Origin of the sequence: Kluyvera intermedia (assembly GCF_034424175.1) — a bacterium.
In the GTDB taxonomy this organism is placed as follows: Bacteria; Pseudomonadota; Gammaproteobacteria; order Enterobacterales; family Enterobacteriaceae; genus Kluyvera; species Kluyvera intermedia.
Genome location: NZ_CP139986.1, coordinates 947,511 through 968,865, shown reverse-complemented (window position 1 = coordinate 968,865; position 21,355 = coordinate 947,511). Strand labels below are relative to the sequence as shown.

Genomic DNA, 21,355 nt, shown 5'->3' with positions numbered 1-21,355 from the left:
CCGGCACCCCAGCATCAAGACAGCATAAACTCCACCGCATCCGCGGCATGAATCGCCGCCGTATCAAACACCGGTAGTGGGCTTAATTCTGCTGGCACCAGCAGACCAATCTCGGTACAACCAAAAATCACCCCTTGCGCTCCCTGGCTCGCCAGTTCACCTATCACACTCAGATAATAATCACGCGACGCATCGCTGAACTCGCCAAGGCATAGCTCTTCAAAAATTATCTGGTTAATTTTCAGGCGTACGTCTTGTTCGGGAATCAAGGTGCTAATACCAAATTCATCCTGTAGGCGTCCACGATAGAAATCCTGCTCCATGGTATAGCGCGTACCCAGCAGCCCCACGTTGCTCATATTCTGCTGACTGATGGCGCGTCCCGTCGCATCGGCAATGTGCAGGAACGGCACGTCACACGCCGTTTCAATCGCCTCGGCGACCTTGTGCATGGTGTTAGTACACAGCACGATGCCTTCAGCACCCGCCTGCTGTAACCCGACCGCCGCACGCGCCAGAATCTCTCCCGCCTGCTGCCAGTCCCCGCGCGACTGGCAGGCTTCAATCTCGTGAAAATCGACGCTATGGAGCAAAATCTGCGCCGAATGCAGCCCGCCAAGGCGCTGCTTTACGCCCTCATTTATTAGGCGATAGTACGGAATAGTCGATTCCCAGCTCATCCCACCCAACAGACCCATCGTTTTCATCATTTTTCCCCTGTACGTTGTTATCTCTCCAGTGAACCAAAGATGTGATCAACTTTCCACATCTGCCGCTATCGTTTTCTTTTTGAGGGTTTCTGATATAAATTTAATGAAACATTGTTTCAACTTAATACAGGACGGCAGGATGTTTATTTTTCATAAAGAAACCACCCTCGAAGATCTGGGCAATGGCGTGACTCGTCGTATTCTCGCCCATGATGGCAAAATGATGGCAGTTGAAGTGAACTTCGAAAAAGGGGCAATTGGCCCGATGCACAACCACCCGCACGAGCAGTTGACCTACGTACTGTCCGGGGAGTTTGAATTCACCATTGGTGATGAGAAGCACGTGGTGGGCGCGGGAGACACGCTGTATAAGCAGCCGAATATTATGCACGGCTGCGTTTGCCTGAAAGCGGGAACGCTGCTGGACACCTTTACCCCGATGCGCCAGGATTTTTTAAATCAGTAACGGCGACGTTGGGGGGTGATTGAAGCCTCCCCAGCAAAGCGTGACACGTAACCAAAAACCATCACCATTCGGTTCCCTCGCCCCTATGGGGAGAGGGCTAGGGTGAGGGGATTGTCATCGATTATCGCGCTGTAACCCTCACCCCAACCCTCTACCTTAAAAAGGGAGAGGGGGCACACCGAGCTAAGACTCTATTTCTGACTATCACTCAGCAATGCTACTGAACTTAGGCTTTAAGCATCCGTTTAGCCAGCACGTACCCGCATCCTAAAAAACCACCGAGCATGCAGCCTAGCACCAGAATCAGCGCTTTACCTGGGCCGTCCTTTTTCAGTGGCAGCGTTGGCGAAAGCTGGTAGGCGACCGGCATAAAGTCCACGTCAGGAATCGACAAGGCCTGGAGTTTTTTCAGCGTGTATTCACGGTTTTGCAAATCACTGTTCAAATCGCTGACATCTTTTAATGACGATTCAATTTTCAGTTTTTCAGCAATGCCTGCTGCCCCTAAAGAAATAGAGAAATCAGGATCGTCTTTTACCGCCATGCCTTGGCTGTACAGCGGCTTTTGAATTCCCGCGGCATTGGCAATGCTCAAGGAATATTTTAATCGCTGAATAAGGATGTTACGCGCATTTTCCAGATAAGTACGGTCTAATTCCAGACTCTCTTTACCATTGCGAATCGTCTTATCGATGCTGCTACGCAAAGTTTCCAGCACTTCTTTGCGGACTTGCAGGCTAATAAAGTCGAGGTAGCCGTTGAGGATCTTTTGCGCCTGCTCCTGCTCGCTTCCGGTGAAGGAAAGCGTCCAGCTCACATAAGGCAGTTGCTCATTCGCTTTCTTAGGATCGGCGTTATTCACCACCGTCAGGCTTTCCGCCATACGGACAATTTCACGATGCAGCGTAACGGGATCGGTCGAATCATCCACCATCCCGGATGAGCGCAGCCAATCCTCGAACTGTGACTGGGAGCTTAGTTTCTTAATGAAAAGGTTAAAGATATCGCCACGATTTCCCTTGATATCAACGCCCAGCGCACGCACCTGAATGATGGCATGCTCCAGATTATCCACCTGGATACTCTCAGGCACGGCCAGAACGGCCTTGCTGGTCCACTTTTGCGGCAGCATGAAGGCCAGCACCAGACTCAGAATCGCAGCAACGACAACAAAGGCCATGACGGTCTTCTTATCTTGCCAAAGTTGTAGCAAAAGGAGACGAAGATCAATTTCGTCATTGCTGGCAACCATTGGTAAATTTCTTAGAGGAGCCGGATGCGGTAGTACTGGTTCCATTGACATAATCGGTGATTCAGCCATTTCAGAGATATCCAGACGCTTTTTTTCGAATAATTAAAATTCGATTCTATAAGAATAATCTCTATTTTATCACTCTAATTATTTGGGGTTTTGCGACAAAACGCCCGTTCTTCCCCCTGAATAGCATTCATACATAAAAAAACGCATCCTGAGCGTCTTCACCTTCCTCCCATCGCAAAATGCCACACCACTCACCTTTTTAAAACGTCGTTTCGACTTCGATCACACTTTCATCATTAATCGAATGACGCCGAAACAAATAGCAATAAAATAAATTTAAAACGGCGTTTTATAAAATAACCATGGCAGGAATATGTTTTTGAAACCAGAAGCGCCGGACGAATGAATACCAAACAAATATCTTAGATTACATTTACTTACAGGGAATGCTTAATGACTAACGCCAAGCTGACACTTTAACATCTCAGGCGCCAGAAGGCGCGAGGGATGTAACAAACACCCAATCCGTTTGACACACTTGTTCGCCAGGTAGGTATGTATGAATGAAAACAGAATGCTGGGATTGGCCTGGATTTCTCCCTATATCATAGGGTTAATAATCTTTACGGCCTTCCCATTCGTTTCATCTTTCTTCCTCAGTTTTACTGAGTATGACTTGATGAGTCCGCCGGTGTTTAACGGCATCGAGAACTATCGCTACATGCTGACGGAAGATTCCCTCTTCTGGAAATCCATGGGCGTGACGTTTGCCTACGTATTTTTAACCATCCCATTAAAACTCGCTTTTGCTTTAGGGATTGCGTTTGTTCTTAACTTTAAATTACGCGGTATTGGCTTCTTCCGTACTGCTTACTATATCCCGTCGATTCTCGGTAGCTCTGTGGCGATCGCCGTTCTGTGGCGTGCACTGTTTGCTATTGATGGCCTGTTAAATAGCTTTATCGGCGTACTCGGTTTTGACCCGGTTAACTGGCTGGGCGAGCCGTCTCTGGCGCTGATGTCCGTGACTTTGCTGCGCGTATGGCAGTTTGGTTCGGCGATGGTTATCTTCCTGGCCGCTCTGCAAAACGTCCCGCAATCGCAATACGAAGCGGCAATGATTGATGGCGCGTCTAAATGGCAGATGTTTATGAAAGTCACCGTGCCACTGATTACGCCGGTTATTTTCTTCAACTTCATCATGCAGACCACTCAGGCATTCCAGGAGTTTACCGGCCCGTACGTTATCACCGGCGGCGGCCCAACCTACTCGACCTACTTGTTCTCACTGTACATCTACGATACCGCGTTCAAGTACTTCGATATGGGTTATGGCGCAGCGCTGGCATGGGTTCTGTTCCTGGTGGTTGCTGTCTTCGCTGGCATCGCCTTTAAGTCTTCAAAATACTGGGTGTTCTACTCCGCCGATAAGGGAGGCAAAAATGGCTGATATCCAACAAATCTCAGAAGCAAGAAGCATTGCTGAACGTGAGGTTGCCCGAACCCTTAGACGCGAAAAGATCAACGCCTGGATCCGTTACGTCATTCTGCTGTTCGTCGGCCTGTTGATGCTCTACCCGCTGGCGTGGATGTTCTCGGCGTCGTTCAAACCGAACCACGAGATCTTCACCACCCTGGGCTTGTGGCCAACGCATGCCACCTGGGACGGCTTTATTAACGGCTGGAAAACCGGTACGGAATACAACTTCGGCCATTACATGCTGAACACCTTCAAGTATGTGATTCCGAAAGTGATCCTGACCATTATCTCTTCCACTATCGTGGCGTATGGCTTTGCCCGCTTCGAGATCCCATGGAAGAAATTCTGGTTCGCGACGCTCATCACCACGATGCTGCTGCCAAGCACCGTGCTGCTGATTCCTCAGTACCTGATGTTCCGTGAAATGGGCATGCTGAACAGCTATATGCCACTGTACCTGCCGCTGGCATTTGCTACGCAAGGGTTCTTCGTCTTCATGCTGATTCAGTTCCTGCGCGGCGTACCGCGTGACATGGAAGAAGCGGCGCAGATTGACGGCTGTAACTCCTTCCAGGTGCTGTGGTACGTGGTGGTACCGATCCTGAAGCCGGCGATTATCTCCGTCGCCCTGTTCCAGTTCATGTGGTCTATGAACGACTTTATCGGCCCGTTGATCTACGTCTATAGCGTAGACAAGTACCCGATTGCACTGGCTCTTAAAATGTCCATCGACGTCACCGAAGGTGCGCCGTGGAATGAAATTCTGGCAATGGCGAGTATCTCCATTCTGCCATCCATCATTGTGTTCTTCCTGGCGCAGCGCTACTTCGTTCAGGGCGTGACCAGCAGCGGAATTAAAGGTTAAGAGGGATATATCATGGCTGAAGTTATTTTCAACAAACTGGAAAAAGTGTACTCCAACGGCTTCAAAGCGGTACATGGTATCGACCTGAAAATCGCAGAAGGGGAGTTCATGGTGATTGTCGGGCCATCAGGCTGCGCCAAATCCACCACCCTGCGTATGCTGGCTGGTCTGGAAACCATCAGCGGCGGTGAAGTTCGCATCGGCGAGAAAATCGTCAACAACCTCGCGCCAAAAGAGCGTGGGATTGCGATGGTGTTCCAGAACTATGCGCTGTATCCGCACATGACCGTGCGTGAAAACCTGGCGTTCGGCCTGAAGCTGAGCAAGATGCCGAAAGCGCAGATTGAGGCGCAGGTGAATGAAGCGGCAAAAATTCTCGAACTGGATGAATTGCTCGACCGCTTACCGCGCCAGCTCTCCGGTGGTCAAGCACAGCGTGTGGCGGTAGGCCGTGCGATTGTAAAAAAGCCAGACGTGTTCTTGTTCGATGAACCGCTGTCTAACCTCGACGCCAAACTGCGTGCCTCAATGCGTATCCGTATTTCCGACCTGCACAAGCAGTTGAAGAAATCCGGTAAACCAGCGACGACCGTATACGTGACCCACGATCAGACCGAAGCGATGACCATGGGCGACCGTATCTGCGTAATGAAACTGGGCCACATCATGCAGGTTGATACGCCAGATAATCTGTATCACAAGCCGAAAAACATGTTCGTTGCGGGCTTTATCGGTGCGCCAGAAATGAACATCCGCTCCTGCAAACTGGTGGACAAAGAAGGTCGTCTGAACCTGAGCATCGGCGATGAGTTTATGCCGCTGTGCGACAGCCTGCACCAGAAACTGACCGGCCATGAAAACGAAGAAGTGTTCTACGGCATCCGCCCGGAATTCGTTTCCGTCTCCGACAACCCGTTTGAACACGGCGGTTGTAGCGGCGAGATGGTTCGTGTGGAAAACATGGGCCACGAATTCTTCGTTTACCTGAAAGTTGCTAACTATGAGCTGACGGCACGCATTCCTTCAGATGAAGCTAAGCCAATGATTGATAAAGGTCTTCATCGTAAGGTGTACTTCAAGTTTGACATGGATAAATGCCATATTTTTGATGCTAAAACTGAACAGAACCTCTCTATCTAATCTGGAGTCTTAAAATGAAAAAAGTGCTTTTAAGCGCAGCAATCTCCGCCACCCTGGGCCTCACGGCCCTCCCTTCTATGGCAAAGGATGTCGATCTTCGTATGTCCTGGTGGGGCGGTAACGGTCGCCACCAAGTGACTTTGAAGGCGCTGGAAGAGTTCCATAAGCAAAACCCGGATATTAATGTCAAAGCTGAGTACACCGGTTGGGACGGCCACTTATCCCGTCTGACTACCCAGATTGCTGGCGGTACCGAGCCGGACGTGATGCAGACCAACTGGAACTGGCTGCCGATTTTTTCTAAAAATGGCGACGGTTTCTACGATCTGAACAAAATGAAGGACGTTATCGACTTAAGCCAGTTCGATGCGAAAGAACTGCAGTCCACCACGGTGAACGGCAAACTGAACGGGATCCCAATCTCCGTGACCGCACGCGTGTTCTACCTCAACAATGAAACCTGGAAGCAAGCGGGCGTTGAATACCCGAAAACCTGGGATGAGTTGATGGCGGCGGGTAAGACCTTCGAAAGCAAGCTGGGTAAACAGTATTATCCAGTGGTTCTGGAGCACCAGGATACGCTGGCGCTGCTGAACTCCTATATGACGCAGAAATACAATATTCCGGCAATCAACGAGCAGACCAAGAAACTGTCCTACAGCAAAGAGCAGTGGGTTGAGTTCTTCCAGATGTACAAAAAACTGGTCGATAGCCACGTGATGCCAGACACCAAATACTATGCGTCATTTGGTAAGAGCAACATGTACGAAATGAAGCCGTGGATCCAGGGCGAATGGGGCGGTACTTATATGTGGAACTCCACCATTAACAAGTACTCCGATAACCTGAAGCCACCGGCTAAGCTGGAGCTGGGTAACTACCCAATGCTGCCAGGTGCTACCGATGCGGGCCTGTTCTTCAAACCTGCGCAGATGCTGTCTATCGGCAAGTCTACCAAGAACCCAGAAGCCGCAGCGAAAGTGATCAACTTCTTGCTGAACAGCAAAGAAGGCGTGGATACGCTGGGTCTGGAGCGTGGCGTTCCGCTGAGCAAAGTGGCGGTGAAATACCTGACCGAAGATGGCACCTTGAAAGAGAGCGATCCGTCTGTTGCCGGTCTGCGCCTGGCGCAGTCTCTGCCAGCGAAACTGAGCGTGTCTCCGTACTTTGATGATCCGCAGATTGTTGCCCAGTTCGGTACCTCTTTGCAGTACATCGACTATGGTCAGAAAACGGTAGAGGAAGCGGCATCCGACTTCCAGCGTCAGGCTGAACGTATCCTGAAACGCGCCATGCGCTAATTGATTTAAATGTATTAATACCCTGCAACTTCCGGTTGCGGGGTATTTTTTTATCTAAGGAGAAAGCACATGAAAGGCAAAATCATCCCGCTGAATTTCCGACAACAGACAGACAGCGAAACCGGTCACGAAGTGATCCGGATGACGCCACCGCACATTATTTGCCACCGGAACTACTTCTACCAAAAATGCTTTACCCGCGATGGCGGCAAACTGATTTTTGGCGGCGCGTTTGAGGGGCACTGGAACTACTATTTACTGGATATCGCCGCGCAGCAGGCCACCCAGTTGACCGATGGCCCAGGGGATAATACTTTCGGCGGCTTCTTGTCGGATGATGACCAATCTTTGTGGTACGTCAAAGATACGCGTCAGCTCAAACGCGTTGACCTCACTACGCTTGAAGAGTACGTGGTGTATGAAGTGGACGACGAGTGGGTCGCCTACGGGACGTGGGTTGCCAACTCCGACTGTACAAAACTGGTCGGTATTGAGATTAAAAAACGCGACTGGCAGCCGTTGACCGACTGGTCGAAATTCCGCGCGTTCTACTTTACCGAGCCGGAATGCCGTCTGATTAATATCGACCTGAAAACCGGCGAGCAGCGTACAATTTTGCAGGAGAAACGCTGGCTTGGGCATCCTATCTACCGGCCTTACGATGACACTACCGTCGCGTTTTGCCACGAGGGACCGCGTGACGCGATTGATGCGCGGATGTGGTTGATTAATCAGGATGGCAGCAACCTCCGCTGCGTGCGTCAGCAACAGCCGGGCGAAAGCTTTACTCATGAATTCTGGGTGCCGGATGGTTCTGCGCTTTATTACGTTGCGCATCAGGAAAACAACCCGCATCGCTATCTCTACAGTGCCGATCCGGTCACCCTGGAAAACCGCCAGTTGATGGAGATCCCACCCTGCTCTCACCTGATGAGCAATCACGATGGGTCTTTAGTGGTCGGCGACGGTGCGCCGCATAATACCGGCGACATCAGCCTGAACGATCCGTTTATCTGGGTATTTGATTTGCAAACCGGCGATAAGAAAGCGATTTGTCAGCATAACAGTAGCTGGAAGGTGCTGGATGGCGATCGTCAGGTGACCCACCCTCACCCGTCGTTCTCACCGGATGGTGAGTGGGTGCTGTATACCTCAGATGTTGAAGGAATGCCGGCACTGTATTTGGCGAAGGTGTAGTTGGGTGCTTCCCGGCGGCGCTGCGCTTGGCCGGGCTACTGATTGGTGTAGCCCGGCCAAGCGTAGCGCCGCCGGGATCTGTTTACACCCCGATATCGCGAAGTTTCTCGCCTTTCATCAGCTTGCGTTCAATATGTTCAAGCGTCACCCCTTTTGTTTCTGGAATCAGCCAGAAGGTGACGCCAATAAAGGCCACGTTCAGCACGGTATACAGCCAGAAAGTCCCCGCCGCGCCAATCGAATCCAGCAGCGTCAGGAAGGTCGCACCAATAATCATATTCGACACCCAGTTAGTGGTGGTCGAACAGGTGATACCAAAGTCACGACATTTCAGCGGCTGGATTTCCGAGCACAGGATCCACACCACCGGTGCGGCACTCATCGCATAACCTGCAATACACATCATTGTCATGCCCACGGAAAGCCAGGACAACCCGCTGGATACAGTACCGTTATCAAGCTGCATCAGGCAGTAGCCCAGCACCAGAGTCCCCAGCGCCATGATGGTAAAACCGATTTTCAGCGCGGGTTTCCGTCCGGCTTTATCAACGGTAAACACCGCGATAAAGGTGGCAAACATAAATGTGAGCCCCACCAGCAGCGTGGCGATCATCTGCTGTTCGGTGGTGGTAAAGCCCGCCATTTTAAAGATGCGCGGCGCGTAATACATGATGATATTCATGCCGGTAAACTGCTGCATAGCTTGCAGTAACATCCCGAGGAACACCGCACGGCGAACGTTGCGATTAATTTTGAACAGCGCCCAGCCCCCCTGTTTGAGTTTCAGGCTTTCACGAATTTCATTGAGCTCATCGCGCGCTTTCTCGGAGGTGTCACGCAGCATACGCAACACTTCCTCAGCCTCAACATGACGACCTTTCTCTGCCAGCCAGCGCGGGCTATTTGGCAGGAATATAACCAGAATAATCAACAAGACCGCCGGTAGTGCCAGCACACCGAGCATCGCCCGCCAGTTGCCGCTGTAGCTAAAGGCCGTATCAGACAGAAACGCCATGACGATCCCCAGCGTTACCATCAGTTGGTACATGCTGATCATCTTACCGCGCACGTTTTCGCTCGCCATTTCTGACAGATACAGTGGTGCTGTGTAAGAGGCAATACCCACGGCCACACCAAGAATCACCCTGGCAATTAACAGCATTTCGACATTGGCGGCAAACGCCGAGCCAATGGAACCTGCGACAAACAGAATCGCCCCTACCATCAGGCTGTATTTGCGCCCCAGGCGGAAGGAGAGCCAACCGTTAAATAACGCGCCAATGGCCGCCCCCAGCATCATGCTGCTGACAACCCACTCTTGCATACGGCTGGATAAAACGAAGTGATCGGTGATAAAGGGCAGCGCCCCCGCAATCACGCCAATATCAAGGCCAAAAAGTAATCCTGCCACCGCAGCGGCAATCGAGACAAACTGGTTCATACGCTTTGTATCACGCTGGGTACGCGGCATTAGCGAAGGATCGTTACTGATTGAAGTCATTTTTATTCCTGCCTGGCAAAGTAACACATGGCATGAAAGTAAGTGATTGCAGGGCAAAGGTGTCAGGCTGGACGCGTTAAAGATATGGATTTTATTGCTGCACTGTATGGTTTTGTGATGGACATTTTACTTTCAGATAGAGATCTTAATCGTTCCGCGCCGTCAAAATATCCTGTTACACATGCGTTACTATTTATCAATGGGCAGATCCACATGGATTATCTGGATATTTAGATATGGATGATTTGCACACAATCCCGGCGGCGCTGCGCTTGGCCGGGCTACAAATGTACACGGACGTAGCCCGGCCAAGCGCAGCGCCGCCGGGGAAACCGCAGGCACAAAAAAACCTGCCGAAGCAGGTCTTTTTTTCATCATCAGCTAAAACTTAGCGCGCTAACCAACCGCCATCGACAGCCACGGTGTAACCGTTGATGTAGTCAGACGCCGGAGAAGCCAGGAACACAATCGGCCCCATCAGATCGCTTGGCAGACCCCAACGACCCGCTGGGATACGCTCAAGGATAGCAGCGCTACGCTCTTCGTCAGCACGCAGCTGCTGGGTATTGTTGGTAGCCATGTAGCCTGGGGCAATGGCATTAACGTTGATGCCGTGCTGCGCCCATTCGTTCGCCATCAGACGGGTAACGCCCATCACGCCGCTTTTTGATGCGGTGTAAGATGGCACACGGATGCCGCCCTGGAAGGAGAGCATGGACGCGATATTGATGATTTTGCCGCCTTTACCCTGCGCGATGAAGTGCTTAGCCGCAGCCTGAGCCATGAAGAACACGCTCTTGATGTTCAGGTTCATGACGTCATCCCAGTCTTTTTCGCTGAAGTTGATAGCATCTTCACGACGAATCAGACCCGCGTTGTTCACCAGAATATCGATATGACCGTATTCTGCCACCGCGCGCTCCAGCAGTGCCGGGATACCATCAATCTGACGCAGATCAGCGGTCAGGCTCAGGAAACGACGGCCCAGTGCGGTGACACGTTCAATGGTTTCAGTCGGTTCAACGATGTTGATACCGACGATGTCACATCCAGCTTCTGCCAGACCCAGCGCCATACCCTGACCCAGACCGGTATCACAACCCGTGACGACGGCAACTTTACCTTGCAGAGAGAATGAATCCAAAATCATTTTATATTCCTTGTTGTTAGCGCCTGTACCGGACAGGCATTGTTATCTAATGCTGTCCGCGCCTAGCGCAGATCCTTCACTGCTACGTGATCCATGTCGTCGAAGACCTGGTTCTCGCCCACCATCCCCCAGATGAAGGTATACGCTTTGGTACCCACACCTGAATGGATTGACCAGCTCGGTGAAATCACCGCCTGTTCGTTGTGCATCACCACGTGACGGGTTTCCTGCGGTTGCCCCATCATGTGGAACACGCAGCTGTCTTCATCCATGTTGAAGTAGAAGTAGACTTCCATGCGACGCTCATGGGTATGGCACGGCATGGTATTCCACAAGTTGCCCGGTGCTAGCTCGGTCAGACCCATGCTGAGCTGGCAGGTTTCCAGCACATCAGGAACAAAATATTTGTTAATGGTACGGCGGTTGCTAGTGAGGTTATCCCCCAGCGTGACCGGCGCGACGTCGGCTGGCGTCACTTTTTTGGTTGGGTACGTGGTATGAGCCGGGGCGCAGTTGTAGTAAAACTTCGCCGGTTTCGCCGCATCAACACTTGCGAACACCACCTCTTTAGCCCCTTTACCCACGTAAAGCGCATCGCGATGGCCAATTTCATAAAACTTGCCGTCAACGGTAATCGTACCCGCGCCGCCAATATTGATAACACCCAGTTCACGACGCTCCAGGAAGAAGCTAACGCCAAGCTGTTTACCCACTTCGCCACCGACTGAGACCGTTTTAGCAACCGGCATAATGCCGCCAACGATAATGCGGTCGATATGGCTGTAAACCATGGTGTACTCGTCAGCGACGAAAACCTGCTCAACTAAAAACTCGTCACGAAGGCCCTGTGTATCCAGCGTCTTTGCATGTGCGCTGTGAATGCTCTGTCTTACTTCCACCTTAACCTCCAGGAAAATGTGGCTACATACTCTTATAGCAGAACGAAACTCCATTCCACTTTCTTAATGCCCTTATCTTATCGCTGATGAAACGTGTTTTCAATTCCAAATAAAACATCGTTTCATTTTTTCTGTGAATTAATATCAAAAATGCAAAATGGATCACGAATACGTTATTACGCACGATAAGCTAAAGCCAAAAAGCACTATTATTCATTTGGTTACATGTTTCTTTGAAAAATAACCTTAAATAGGTAAATGATGTCGCAAAAACGAAGGTTGGCTTGACAGTGCGCGACAGAGCACTGCAAAAAAATCGCAGAAATGCGCATTTTTCGTATAAAGTGCGTCTGACATCACAAACAATGAAACGTTGTTTTGATAAATTGACACCAGACTTTTAAAATAACATCCACATCGGCCAGCGAGGATGACAGGCCACGCGACCGCTGGAGTAAAGGAGATCATCATGGCTAAAGGCATGCGGGTAAAATTGAACTACGAGGTCAGCCGCGACCCGGACACCGGCGCGGAAGTCACCCGCTTAACCCCACCAGAGGTAACGTGTCATCGTAACTACTTCTATCAGAAGTGTTTCTTTAACGATGGTAGCCACCTTTTATTCGCGGGCGAGTTCGATGGCCATTGGAACTACTATTTACTGGATGTGGCAAATGCCGAAGCAATCCAACTGACTGAAGGCGCTGGCGACAACACCTTTGGCGGTTTCCTGTCTCCAGATGACAAGTCTCTCTATTATGTTAAGAACGACCGCACGTTACTGGAAGTTAACCTGAAAACGTTGGCTGAACGTGAAGTTTACCGTGTGCCTGACGACTGGGTTGGCTACGGCACCTGGGTCTCTAACAGCGATTGCACCAAGCTGGTCGGTATTGAAATTGCCAAAAGCGACTGGACGCCGCTGAACGACTGGCAGCTGTTCCACGACTTCTTCCATAAAGGTCCGCACTGCCGTCTGCTGCGTGTTGACCTGAAAACCGGCGAAAGCGCGGTGATTCACGAAGAAAAAAACTGGCTCGGCCACCCGATTTATCGTCCGTTCGACGACAGCACGGTTGCCTTCTGCCACGAAGGCCCGCACGACCTGGTCGATGCGCGTATGTGGATGGTTAATGAAGACGGCAGCAACGTGCGTAAAGTGAAAGAGCATGCCGAAGGCGAAAGCTGTACTCACGAATTCTGGGTACCAAACGGTTCGGCTCTGGTCTACGTTTCCTACCTGAAAGGAAAACAGGGTCGTACGATTTACCGCTTCAACCCAGACACTAACGTCAACGAAGCGCTGATGCAGATGCCTGCTTGTTCCCATCTGATGAGCAACTTCGACGGTACCCTGCTGGTCGGTGACGGTTCCGGTACGCCGGTCGATGTGAAAGACACCAGCGGTTACACCATCGATAACGATCCTTACCTGTACGCGTTCGACGTCGCGAAACAGGCTTACTTCCGCGTTGCCCGCCACGATACCTCTTGGGCAACGGTACAAAACAGCCGTCAGGTCACTCACCCGCATCCGTCCTTTACCCCGGACGACAGCGCGGTGCTGTTTAGCTCTGACAAAGATGGCAAACCGGCGCTGTATATCGCCAAACTGCCTGCTGAGCGCGTTTTAATGAAAGCGTAATACCTTCTGAGTTTGTGTTTCTGTAACTGGCCTTGCCCTCCTTTTGGAGGGCCTTTTTTTGCCTTTTTTTGGGGCAGTGCAGGAACCCTCACCCTAGCCCTCTCCCTTAAAAAGGGAGAGGGAACCGTTACGTGCGACTTTATAGCATTGAGCAACGTTTTTTGTCCCCTCGCCCCTTTGAGGAGAGGGTTAGGGTGAGGGGACCGTTGCGTGCGGCTTTAAATATTGAGCAGCACTCTCAACACCCACACGGACTGTCCCCTCGCCCCTTTGGGGAGAGGGTTAGGGTGAGGGGAATCCACGCACAATCTCAAAAAACGAAAACCCCCGGCCAAATGCTCCGGGGGAAAACCGATGAGAGTCTGTATTTATTAGAAGGAGTAAGCCACACCCACACGCAGACGGGTCTGGCGTTCGTCGGTAGATTTCACGCCCACGTTACCCACTTCGAAATATGGAGACCAGTTTTTGTCCCATTTGTAGGCCAGCTTGGCATTATATTCATTGCTATAGGCTTTATTGTTATTGCGGTACAGGCTCTTATGCTGATCGTCAGCCACGGTACTGCGCGCATAAACATAGTTCAGCTCAGCACGCCAGTCGCCCATCGCCCAACCAACCCAGGTATCCACTTTATTGACTTTATCGTCGACGCCGCCGCCATTGCTTGATGTCGCTGGCACACGGGTATATTCGTAGCGGTAGCGAGCAGCAACATAGAAACCATTATCAAAGCTGTATTGCGCATGCAGATACGGTTTATAGATAGAGAAACTATCTTTACTTTCAATATTAAAGCCCGGCGTCAGCGCAATGTTGTCCGTCGCTTTCCAGCGCCAGTTAATGGATTCTTCATGACCATTACCGACAATTTCGTTAAATGGTCGATCTTGTTTATCGGTATCACCGCCGGTCTTCCACTTCGCTTCCACGCCAAAGCCCAGACCATTATCAAAACGGTGTGAAACAGCAACACGGTCTGCGTTAGAACCACTGTCAATATATTCATGACGCAGGTCGACGGTTACCGCTGATGCGGCAAAAGACATGCTGGATAATACTGCCAGGGCCAGTACTTTCTTAAACATTTGCTATCCCTCAATTGAAATCATGTTTCTTTATTATGAAATTGGATTTTATTTTTTAAGAATATGCATTTTAGTGATCAAGATCGTAATTGTTTGTTTCATAAAAAGTGTCACACGAAGGACGTGATTAAGCTCAACAAAAAACAGACATAAACTCAAAAAAATAGAACGCAGATCACACAAACTGATTTAACCTGAATTATATTTTCAATAATTTACTTAACTTACAACAAGTTAACCAAAAACAAATAACCACCGTTATTTTTATTAATGGTGATAATTTGTCAGCAATTAATACCAATGGTTAGCATAAGCTAATGAGTCGTATGTGTAATAGACACAAATAAACATAAATGCATTAAGGAATGGGCTAGACGAAATCGTTTTTTTAAACTCGATAATCAGGATGCAGAAACAAAAAAAGACCTCAAATGAGGTCTTCCTTAGCCAATGTAATTTGAAAGGAAATAACTAAATATCTCGTTCCACCGCGAGCGCCACACCCTGACCGCCACCAATGCATAACGTCGCTAGCCCCTTGCGAGCATCACGTTTAACCATCTCGTGCACCAGTGAAACAAGGATACGACAACCGGATGCGCCAATAGGATGCCCCAGCGCAATCGCCCCGCCGTTAACATTCACTTTCTGCTCATTCCATTCGAGCATTCTGCCAACCGAAATAGCCTGCGCGGCAAAGGCCTCATTGGCCTCAATCAGATCGACATCACTGAGCTGCCAGCCCGCCCGCTCAAGGCAACGACGCGTGGCATAAACCGGTGCAATTCCCATTAATGCCGGATCGACACCGACGCTGGCAAACGCACGAATCCTGGCAAGGATCGGCAGCCCCAGCTCCAGCGCTTTGCTTTCGCTCATCATCAGTACCGCAGCGGCACCGTCATTAATAGAAGAGGCGTTACCAGCAGTCACTGAACCGGCACTTTCAAAGGAGGGAATAAGCTGCGCCAGCCCTTCAGCACTGGGGTCTGTTTGCGGCTGTTCATCGGTATCCACAACCTGAGAGCCGCCGCCCGGCAGCGAATTATTGACCGGTACGATTTCCTCGCAAAAACGCCCCGAATCAATCGCCTTACGCGCTTTTTGCTGCGAGCTCAGCGCCCACGCATCTTGTTGCTCGCGGCTGATTCCGTATTCGCGCGCCAGATTTTCTGCCGTGACGCCCATATGGTAATCATTGAAGGCATCCCACAGGCCGTCATGAACGAGGCTATCAATCAACTGACTGTTGCCAAGCTGTGCGCCAGTTCGGCTGTCGGTCAACACGTGCGGGGCGCGACTCATATTCTCCTGTCCGCCCGCAATCACCACGTCCGCCTCACCGCATTGAATCGCCTGGGTTGCGAGATGTAGCGCCTTAAGACCAGAACCGCAAACGTCGTTAATGGTGATTGCCGAAACGGTATTAGGCAGCCCGCCTTTAATCGCCGACTGCCGCGCGGGATTTTGTCCGGTGCCCGCCGTCAATACCTGCCCAATTATCACTTCATCAATAACGGCGGCGGAAATTCCGCTGCGAGTGACCAGGGCATTGATCACAAGGCTGCCCAGTTCCACGGCAGAATGACGCGCCAGCGCCCCCTGAAAACAACCGATGGGCGTCCGGACAGCACCTACGATAACGACATCTTTCATCTCAACCTCAGCGCAAATTAATCCGCACATAGTAGATGATTGTTATCAAATTTTTTCGTAGTTGTTTAAAAAAAGTGAGTTTTATCACAAAGGAAATTCGTATCCCGCACATTATGCCGGAACCTGCTGTAGGTACTGTCGTAGCCAGCTTCCCGCGGCGCCCAATGGCGCTTCTTTGTGCCAAAGTAAATCGATAGAAACCGACATCGGCCAACCGGCAATATCCAGCATCGTAAGCTCTGCGGAACGGGAGAATTCCTCCACCAGCGCGCAAGGTAATGCACACCAGCCGAGTCCCTGCGCCGCCATACTCAACAACATCAGATAGTTGGGTGCAGACCACACGGGCCCTCGCGCTGGCGTATTCTGTTTTTCGAGATAGGTGTTCAGGCGCAGTTCACGCCAAGTTTGTAAAAGCTCCCACTCCACACCGCGTTGTTCAACAAGCGGGTGAGTGGGCGAAACGTAGATAGCCATTCGGGTCTGCATAGGCAGCCGGGTATGCCCGATATCGGTAGGATAGTCATCTCGCGCTTCAATTAAGCCAACCTGAGCACGTCCTTTTTGCAGCAAATCAATAACGTCATCATCCTCCCCCACCAGGCATTCAAACTCAGTATGCGGAAACCGACTGTCGAACTGCGCCAGCAGATCTTCCAGCACATCGGGATGCAGCGTATCGGAAAGAACAAACGCCAGCCGCGCTTCCGTTTCACCGCTTAACGACACCGCCAGTTCGTCCAGCCGCTCGCTGGCCGCCAGAATCGCCTGGACATAACTCAAGACGCGCTGCCCCTCGGCGGTCAGTACCGGCTGACGAGCGCGACGATCAAACAGCGTGACGCCGATATCCGCCTCCAGATGAGCGATAGCCGTACTGATGGTGGACTGGCTTTTACGCAAACGTCGGGCCGCCGCAGAGAACGATCCGCAGGCCACGGTTTCGACAAATGCCGTCAGGGCTTCAGGAGAATAACGCATGAAGTATCTACTTTATCGATGGGTTCTATCTTTTACTTATCATAATTACCCATAAAATACCCACAACAACGTTCAAAAATTGAAAGGTCATCAAATGCAGCACGATTCATTACATCGCAGAAAACTCCCGGAGCGTATCTTCCATGCCGTTTGCTTTGAGGGGATCGCCACGGCGATCCTCGCGCCAACCGCCGCCTGGCTGATGCAGCGTTCCGTCGTGGAAATGGGCGGCTTAACGATCATCCTCGCCACCACCGCCATGATCTGGAACATCATCTATAACGCGGGCTTCGACCGACTGTGGCCGGTTACTCGCGTGAAACGCACCGCCAAAGTTCGCGCCTTGCACGCATTGGGTTTTGAATGTGGGTTCATCGTCATCGGCGTGGGCATTGTGTCATTCGTCCTGGGCGTCACGCTGCTACAGGCGTTCACTCTGGAAATAGGCTTCTTCTTGTTCTTTCTGCCCTACACCATGCTCTATAACTGGGTCTACGACACCCTGCGTGAGCGGGTGATTAAGCGTCGTTTAGCCCGTCACTGTGCATAAAATCACGCGATATTTCAGACCGATAGGTGTCGGTCTGAAAATGCTCAGCCACACGAAAAGCTAATTATGGTAAATTATCCGCCATTTTTTCGGTTTTATGGTTGATATATTCAGACAATGTCTAAAATTTGGTCTAAAGAAGAGACGCTCTGGAGCTTTGCCTTATATGGCACTGCCGTCGGAGCAGGAACCCTGTTCCTGCCCATCCAGTTGGGTGCCGCAGGCGCCGTGGTGCTGTTTATTACCGCCCTCGTCGCCTGGCCCCTGACGTACTGGCCACACCGCGCGTTATGCCAGTTCATTTTATCTGCTAACACTCCCGCAAGCGTCGGGATTACCGGTGCTGTCAGCCACTATTACGGCAAGAAGATTGGCAATCTGATTACCGCACTCTACTTTGTCGCATTCTTTGTGGTGGTTCTCATCTATGCGGTAGCCATTACTAACTCCTTGGCAGAGCAGATTTCCCACTATCGGCCAGTCGATTTGCCGCTGCGTGCGCTACTCAGTCTCGGGGTGGTATTGCTGTTGAACCTGATCTTTTTGACCGGTCGCCAGACCACGATCAAAGTGATGGGAATGCTGGTCTTTCCGCTTATCGCCTACTTCCTGTTCCTGTCGATTTATCTTATCGGAAGCTGGCAGCCGTCGCTGTTGACCACTCAGATGGAAGTGAATACCCATACGATGCATCAGGTATGGTTATCAATTCCCGTGATGGTTTTCGCTTTTAGCCATACGCCTATTATCTCCACCTTCGCCATCGACCGGCGGGAGAAGTATGGCGAGCAAGCCATGGGTAAATGCAAAAAAATCATGAAGGTGGCGTATCTCATCATCTGCCTGAGCGTGTTGTTCTTTGTGTTCAGCTGTTTGATGTCGATTCCGCCGTCTTATATTAATGCGGCGAAAAATGAAGGGGTGACCATCCTTTCTGCGCTGTCGATGGTGCCAAACTCCCCAAGCTGGCTGTCAATTTCCGGCATTATTGTGGCAGTGGTGGCGATGTCAAAATCGTTCCTCGGCACCTATTTTGGCGTGATTGAAGGCGCAAGCGAAATGGTGAAGTCGTCGCTTAATCAGGTTGGCGTGCGTAAGAGCCGCTCATTTAACCGCGGCCTGTCTATCATGCTGGTGTCAACGCTGACGTTTATCGTGTGCTGCATTAATCCAAATGCTATCTCGATGATTTACGCCATCAGCGGCCCGTTGATTGCCATGATCCTGTTTATCATGCCGACGCTTTCAACCTACCTTATCCCAGCGCTCAAGCCTTACCGCTCTATCGGTAGCCTGATTACGCTGATTGTGGGTCTGATGTGCGTGTCGGTGATGTTTCTCGGGTAATCCCCAATAGATGAACAAAAGGCCTGTCAGAGTAACCTGACAGGCCTTTTTTATTGTGAAAATCATGACATTCCCGGCGGCGCTACGCTTGGCCGGGCTACGATGCTAATGTGCGTGTCGGTGATGTTCCTCGGGTAATCCCCAATAGATAAACAAAAGGCCTGCCAGGGTAACCTGACAGGCCTTTTTTATTCGAACACCAGAACCAGGTAGGCCTGATAAGCGTAGCGCCATCAGGCAATTCGGTACGGGTTGCCGGATGGCGGCTTCGCCTTATCCGGCCTACAAGTTTACAGCGCCATATCGTGCTGTGGGGAGGCGCTCGCCGGTTGTTCCTGCGCCGGTTTCGCTTCCATCACTTTCACTTGCGTTTGCGGCATCTGAATCACCGGCGGCTTCGTCAGTTGCAGCGTCGCGGCAGTGTCATCCCAGACTTGCTGCGTCAGCGCGGTATTACCATTCAGGTTCTGACCAAAGCTCGGTACGATACCGCGAATTTTGTTCTGCCACTCTGGTGAGTTGAACTGCTCAGGGAACAGTTTCTTAATCACGTTCAGGGTGATTGGAGCCGCAGTAGATGCACCTGGTGATGCGCCAAGCAGTGCGGAAATAGTACGCTGCTGGTCAACAACCACTTCGGTACCCAACTTCAGCACGCCGCCTTTGTCCGCGTCTTTCTTAATAATCTGCACGCGTTGACCCGCCTGGATCAGTTTCCAGTCTTCTTTACGCGCGCCAGGATAGTACTCTTTCAGGGCGGCAAAGCGGTCATCATCACTCAGCATTACCTGGCTTATCAGGTATTTCACCAAATCGAAGTTATCCAGACCGACGTGGGTCATTGGCATCACATTGCTGGTCGTGGTGGTGCTTAACAGGTCCAAGAATGAACCCTGTTTGAGGAACTTGGTGGAGAAGGTGGCGAATGGCCCAAACAGCACCACGCGTTTGCCGTCGATAAAGCGCGCATCGATGTGCGGCACTGACATTGGCGGCGCGCCCACGGAAGCCTGTCCGTAAACTTTTTGCTGGTGCAGACGCGTCACGTCTGGGTTTTCGGTCATCAGGAAGGAACCACCGACCGGGAAGCCCGCATAATTGTCCGCTTCTGGAATACCGGTTTTTTGCAGCAGTTTCAGAGCCCCGCCGCCCGCACCGATAAATACGTATTTCGCGTCAATCGCATGCTGTTTACCGTTGTTCACGTCTTCAATGGTAACGTGCCAGGAGTTATCCCCGTTACGTTTGAATTCAGTGACTTCTGAGGAGGTTTGCAGCGAGAAGTGGTCGTTCTTTTGCAGGCTGCTAACCAGTTGGCGAGTGATTTCGCCGTAGTTCACGTCAGTGCCCGCAGGCGTCCAGGTCGCGGCAACTTTCTGCTGTGGATCACGACCGTCCATCACCAGCGGCGCCCACTGAGCAATCTGCTGATGATCGGTGGAGAATTTCATGCCCTGGAACAGGGTGGTTTTCTGCAACGCGTCATAACGCTTGCCGAGATAATCGACATTTTTATCGCCCCACACAAAGCTCATATGCGGCGTGGAGTTAATAAAGGAGTGCGGATTATTCAAGATGCCGCGCTTCACCTGTGAAGACCAGAACTGGCGGGAAATCATAAACTGCTCGTTAATTTCCAGCGCTTTGGTCACATCGATAGTGCCGTCAGGGCGCTCCGGGGTGTAGTTCAATTCCATATTGGCAGAGTGGCCGGTACCGGCGTTATTCCAGCCGTTGGAGGATTCGAGTGCCACTTTGTCGAGCTTCTCGACCATGACCTGTTTCCAGTCCGGTTGCAGCTCCTGCAGCCAGGTGCCCAACGATGCGCTCATGATCCCGCCGCCGATAAGCAGGACATCCGTTTTTTGCGTCGTATCGGTATTTGCGTAAGCGGCTGAGTTAACCAGCAGCGCGATTGTCGCCAGAGAGAATAGTTTTTTATTAATTGCAGGCATAATGATGATATTCGCATAGCTTTATGTAATGTGTGCGCTAATGGTAGCGCACTTTTACATTATTTTAAAATACCACTCATTTTCCACCTGGAGTTATTAACATTTATACCCATATTGCTTTTTTTTAATTAAAAAAATCAGCCATATAATTAACATGGAAATA

19 protein-coding genes are annotated in these 21,355 nt (G+C 50.9%); 10 read left to right on the top strand and 9 right to left on the bottom strand.

Annotated elements, in window-relative coordinates:
* Window positions 1-14: 14 nt before the first annotated feature.
* Entirely contained in the window at window positions 15-707 is a 693-nt protein-coding gene (locus U0026_RS04665) for an aspartate/glutamate racemase (RefSeq protein WP_062773238.1), read from the bottom strand.
* 142 nt (window positions 708-849) lie between these two features.
* Between U0026_RS04665 and U0026_RS04660 the strand changes: the two genes are divergently transcribed.
* Complete coding sequence (locus U0026_RS04660; RefSeq protein WP_062773235.1) at window positions 850-1,176, top strand: cupin domain-containing protein; 327 nt, start codon at window positions 850-852, stop codon at window positions 1,174-1,176.
* 226 nt (window positions 1,177-1,402) lie between these two features.
* Here U0026_RS04660 and wzz(fepE) read toward each other — a convergent pair whose 3' ends face one another.
* A complete protein-coding gene (gene wzz(fepE) / locus U0026_RS04655; protein ID WP_241973942.1) occupies window positions 1,403-2,428 on the bottom strand; it encodes an LPS O-antigen length regulator Wzz(fepE) in 1,026 nt (341 codons plus the stop codon).
* Window positions 2,429-2,996: 568 nt separating this feature from the next.
* On the opposite strand from wzz(fepE), the gene U0026_RS04650 reads away from it, so the two are divergent.
* The 5 genes from U0026_RS04650 to U0026_RS04630 all read left to right on the top strand — a co-directional run bounded on the left by U0026_RS04650 (window position 2,997) and on the right by U0026_RS04630 (window position 8,420).
* Window positions 2,997-3,887 carry a carbohydrate ABC transporter permease gene (locus U0026_RS04650; RefSeq protein WP_052282047.1) on the top strand — a complete coding sequence of 297 codons (891 nt, stop codon included), beginning with the start codon at window positions 2,997-2,999 and terminating at the stop codon, window positions 3,885-3,887.
* A complete protein-coding gene (locus U0026_RS04645; RefSeq protein WP_062773232.1) occupies window positions 3,880-4,782 on the top strand; it encodes a carbohydrate ABC transporter permease in 903 nt (300 codons plus the stop codon). The genes U0026_RS04650 and U0026_RS04645 overlap by 8 nt, the downstream gene beginning before the upstream one ends.
* A gap of 12 nt (window positions 4,783-4,794) precedes the next feature.
* A complete protein-coding gene (locus U0026_RS04640; RefSeq protein ID WP_062773229.1) occupies window positions 4,795-5,922 on the top strand; it encodes an ABC transporter ATP-binding protein in 1,128 nt (375 codons plus the stop codon).
* 14 nt (window positions 5,923-5,936) lie between these two features.
* A complete protein-coding gene (locus tag U0026_RS04635; RefSeq protein ID WP_062773227.1) occupies window positions 5,937-7,223 on the top strand; it encodes an ABC transporter substrate-binding protein in 1,287 nt (428 codons plus the stop codon).
* A gap of 69 nt (window positions 7,224-7,292) precedes the next feature.
* A complete protein-coding gene (locus tag U0026_RS04630) occupies window positions 7,293-8,420 on the top strand; it encodes an oligogalacturonate lyase family protein (RefSeq protein WP_062773224.1) in 1,128 nt (375 codons plus the stop codon).
* 82 nt (window positions 8,421-8,502) lie between these two features.
* Here U0026_RS04630 and araE read toward each other — a convergent pair whose 3' ends face one another.
* Entirely contained in the window at window positions 8,503-9,921 is a 1,419-nt protein-coding gene (gene araE, locus U0026_RS04625) for an arabinose-proton symporter AraE (protein WP_062773221.1), read from the bottom strand.
* Window positions 9,922-9,963: 42 nt separating this feature from the next.
* Here araE and U0026_RS04620 point away from each other — a divergent pair, with 42 nt between their 5' ends.
* Window positions 9,964-10,155 (top strand): hypothetical protein, encoded by a 192-nt coding sequence (locus tag U0026_RS04620; protein WP_126440980.1) that lies wholly within the window; start codon window positions 9,964-9,966, stop codon window positions 10,153-10,155.
* 154 nt (window positions 10,156-10,309) lie between these two features.
* Here U0026_RS04620 and kduD read toward each other — a convergent pair whose 3' ends face one another.
* Window positions 10,310-11,071 carry a 2-dehydro-3-deoxy-D-gluconate 5-dehydrogenase KduD gene (kduD, locus tag U0026_RS04615; protein WP_062773218.1) on the bottom strand — a complete coding sequence of 254 codons (762 nt, stop codon included), beginning with the start codon at window positions 11,069-11,071 and terminating at the stop codon, window positions 10,310-10,312.
* 62 nt (window positions 11,072-11,133) lie between these two features.
* Complete coding sequence (gene kduI / locus U0026_RS04610) at window positions 11,134-11,970, bottom strand: 5-dehydro-4-deoxy-D-glucuronate isomerase (protein WP_062773215.1); 837 nt, start codon at window positions 11,968-11,970, stop codon at window positions 11,134-11,136.
* A gap of 469 nt (window positions 11,971-12,439) precedes the next feature.
* On the opposite strand from kduI, the gene U0026_RS04605 reads away from it, so the two are divergent.
* A complete protein-coding gene (locus tag U0026_RS04605; protein ID WP_062773212.1) occupies window positions 12,440-13,615 on the top strand; it encodes an oligogalacturonate lyase family protein in 1,176 nt (391 codons plus the stop codon).
* 371 nt (window positions 13,616-13,986) lie between these two features.
* Here U0026_RS04605 and U0026_RS04600 read toward each other — a convergent pair whose 3' ends face one another.
* The 3 genes from U0026_RS04600 to U0026_RS04590 all read right to left on the bottom strand — a co-directional run bounded on the left by U0026_RS04600 (window position 13,987) and on the right by U0026_RS04590 (window position 17,340).
* Window positions 13,987-14,703, bottom strand: a complete 717-nt coding sequence (locus tag U0026_RS04600) for an oligogalacturonate-specific porin KdgM family protein (RefSeq protein ID WP_062773209.1) — start codon at window positions 14,701-14,703, stop codon at window positions 13,987-13,989.
* A gap of 471 nt (window positions 14,704-15,174) precedes the next feature.
* Window positions 15,175-16,359 carry an acetyl-CoA C-acetyltransferase gene (locus tag U0026_RS04595; RefSeq protein WP_062773206.1) on the bottom strand — a complete coding sequence of 395 codons (1,185 nt, stop codon included), beginning with the start codon at window positions 16,357-16,359 and terminating at the stop codon, window positions 15,175-15,177.
* A gap of 111 nt (window positions 16,360-16,470) precedes the next feature.
* A complete protein-coding gene (locus tag U0026_RS04590) occupies window positions 16,471-17,340 on the bottom strand; it encodes a LysR family transcriptional regulator (RefSeq protein WP_062773203.1) in 870 nt (289 codons plus the stop codon).
* Window positions 17,341-17,434: 94 nt separating this feature from the next.
* Between U0026_RS04590 and U0026_RS04585 the strand changes: the two genes are divergently transcribed.
* Window positions 17,435-17,890, top strand: coding sequence for a multidrug/biocide efflux PACE transporter (locus U0026_RS04585; RefSeq protein ID WP_062773200.1), 456 nt, complete (start codon window positions 17,435-17,437; stop codon window positions 17,888-17,890).
* 117 nt (window positions 17,891-18,007) lie between these two features.
* Complete coding sequence (locus tag U0026_RS04580) at window positions 18,008-19,237, top strand: amino acid permease (protein WP_062773197.1); 1,230 nt, start codon at window positions 18,008-18,010, stop codon at window positions 19,235-19,237.
* 290 nt (window positions 19,238-19,527) lie between these two features.
* Here U0026_RS04580 and mqo read toward each other — a convergent pair whose 3' ends face one another.
* A complete protein-coding gene (gene mqo, locus U0026_RS04575) occupies window positions 19,528-21,192 on the bottom strand; it encodes a malate dehydrogenase (quinone) (RefSeq protein ID WP_062773194.1) in 1,665 nt (554 codons plus the stop codon).
* Window positions 21,193-21,355: the final 163 nt, after the last annotated feature.

What these genes read in the sequence shown, in the direction of transcription:
- U0026_RS04645 (WP_062773232.1), top strand. Translation starts at nt 3,880, where the DNA reads ATGGCTGATATCCAACAAATCTCAGAAGCAAGAAGCATTGCTGAACGT.
- U0026_RS04635 (WP_062773227.1), top strand. Translation starts at nt 5,937, where the DNA reads ATGAAAAAAGTGCTTTTAAGCGCAGCAATCTCCGCCACCCTGGGCCTC.
- U0026_RS04595 (WP_062773206.1), bottom strand. Translation starts at nt 16,359, where the DNA reads ATGAAAGATGTCGTTATCGTAGGTGCTGTCCGGACGCCCATCGGTTGT.
- U0026_RS04640 (WP_062773229.1), top strand. Translation starts at nt 4,795, where the DNA reads ATGGCTGAAGTTATTTTCAACAAACTGGAAAAAGTGTACTCCAACGGC.
- U0026_RS04630 (WP_062773224.1), top strand. Translation starts at nt 7,293, where the DNA reads ATGAAAGGCAAAATCATCCCGCTGAATTTCCGACAACAGACAGACAGC.
- U0026_RS04590 (WP_062773203.1), bottom strand. Translation starts at nt 17,340, where the DNA reads ATGCGTTATTCTCCTGAAGCCCTGACGGCATTTGTCGAAACCGTGGCC.
- U0026_RS04585 (WP_062773200.1), top strand. Translation starts at nt 17,435, where the DNA reads ATGCAGCACGATTCATTACATCGCAGAAAACTCCCGGAGCGTATCTTC.
- araE (WP_062773221.1), bottom strand. Translation starts at nt 9,921, where the DNA reads ATGACTTCAATCAGTAACGATCCTTCGCTAATGCCGCGTACCCAGCGT.
- mqo (WP_062773194.1), bottom strand. Translation starts at nt 21,192, where the DNA reads ATGCCTGCAATTAATAAAAAACTATTCTCTCTGGCGACAATCGCGCTG.
- U0026_RS04605 (WP_062773212.1), top strand. Translation starts at nt 12,440, where the DNA reads ATGGCTAAAGGCATGCGGGTAAAATTGAACTACGAGGTCAGCCGCGAC.
- U0026_RS04665 (WP_062773238.1), bottom strand. Translation starts at nt 707, where the DNA reads ATGAAAACGATGGGTCTGTTGGGTGGGATGAGCTGGGAATCGACTATT.
- U0026_RS04580 (WP_062773197.1), top strand. Translation starts at nt 18,008, where the DNA reads ATGTCTAAAATTTGGTCTAAAGAAGAGACGCTCTGGAGCTTTGCCTTA.
- U0026_RS04600 (WP_062773209.1), bottom strand. Translation starts at nt 14,703, where the DNA reads ATGTTTAAGAAAGTACTGGCCCTGGCAGTATTATCCAGCATGTCTTTT.
- U0026_RS04650 (WP_052282047.1), top strand. Translation starts at nt 2,997, where the DNA reads ATGAATGAAAACAGAATGCTGGGATTGGCCTGGATTTCTCCCTATATC.
- kduD (WP_062773218.1), bottom strand. Translation starts at nt 11,071, where the DNA reads ATGATTTTGGATTCATTCTCTCTGCAAGGTAAAGTTGCCGTCGTCACG.
- U0026_RS04660 (WP_062773235.1), top strand. Translation starts at nt 850, where the DNA reads ATGTTTATTTTTCATAAAGAAACCACCCTCGAAGATCTGGGCAATGGC.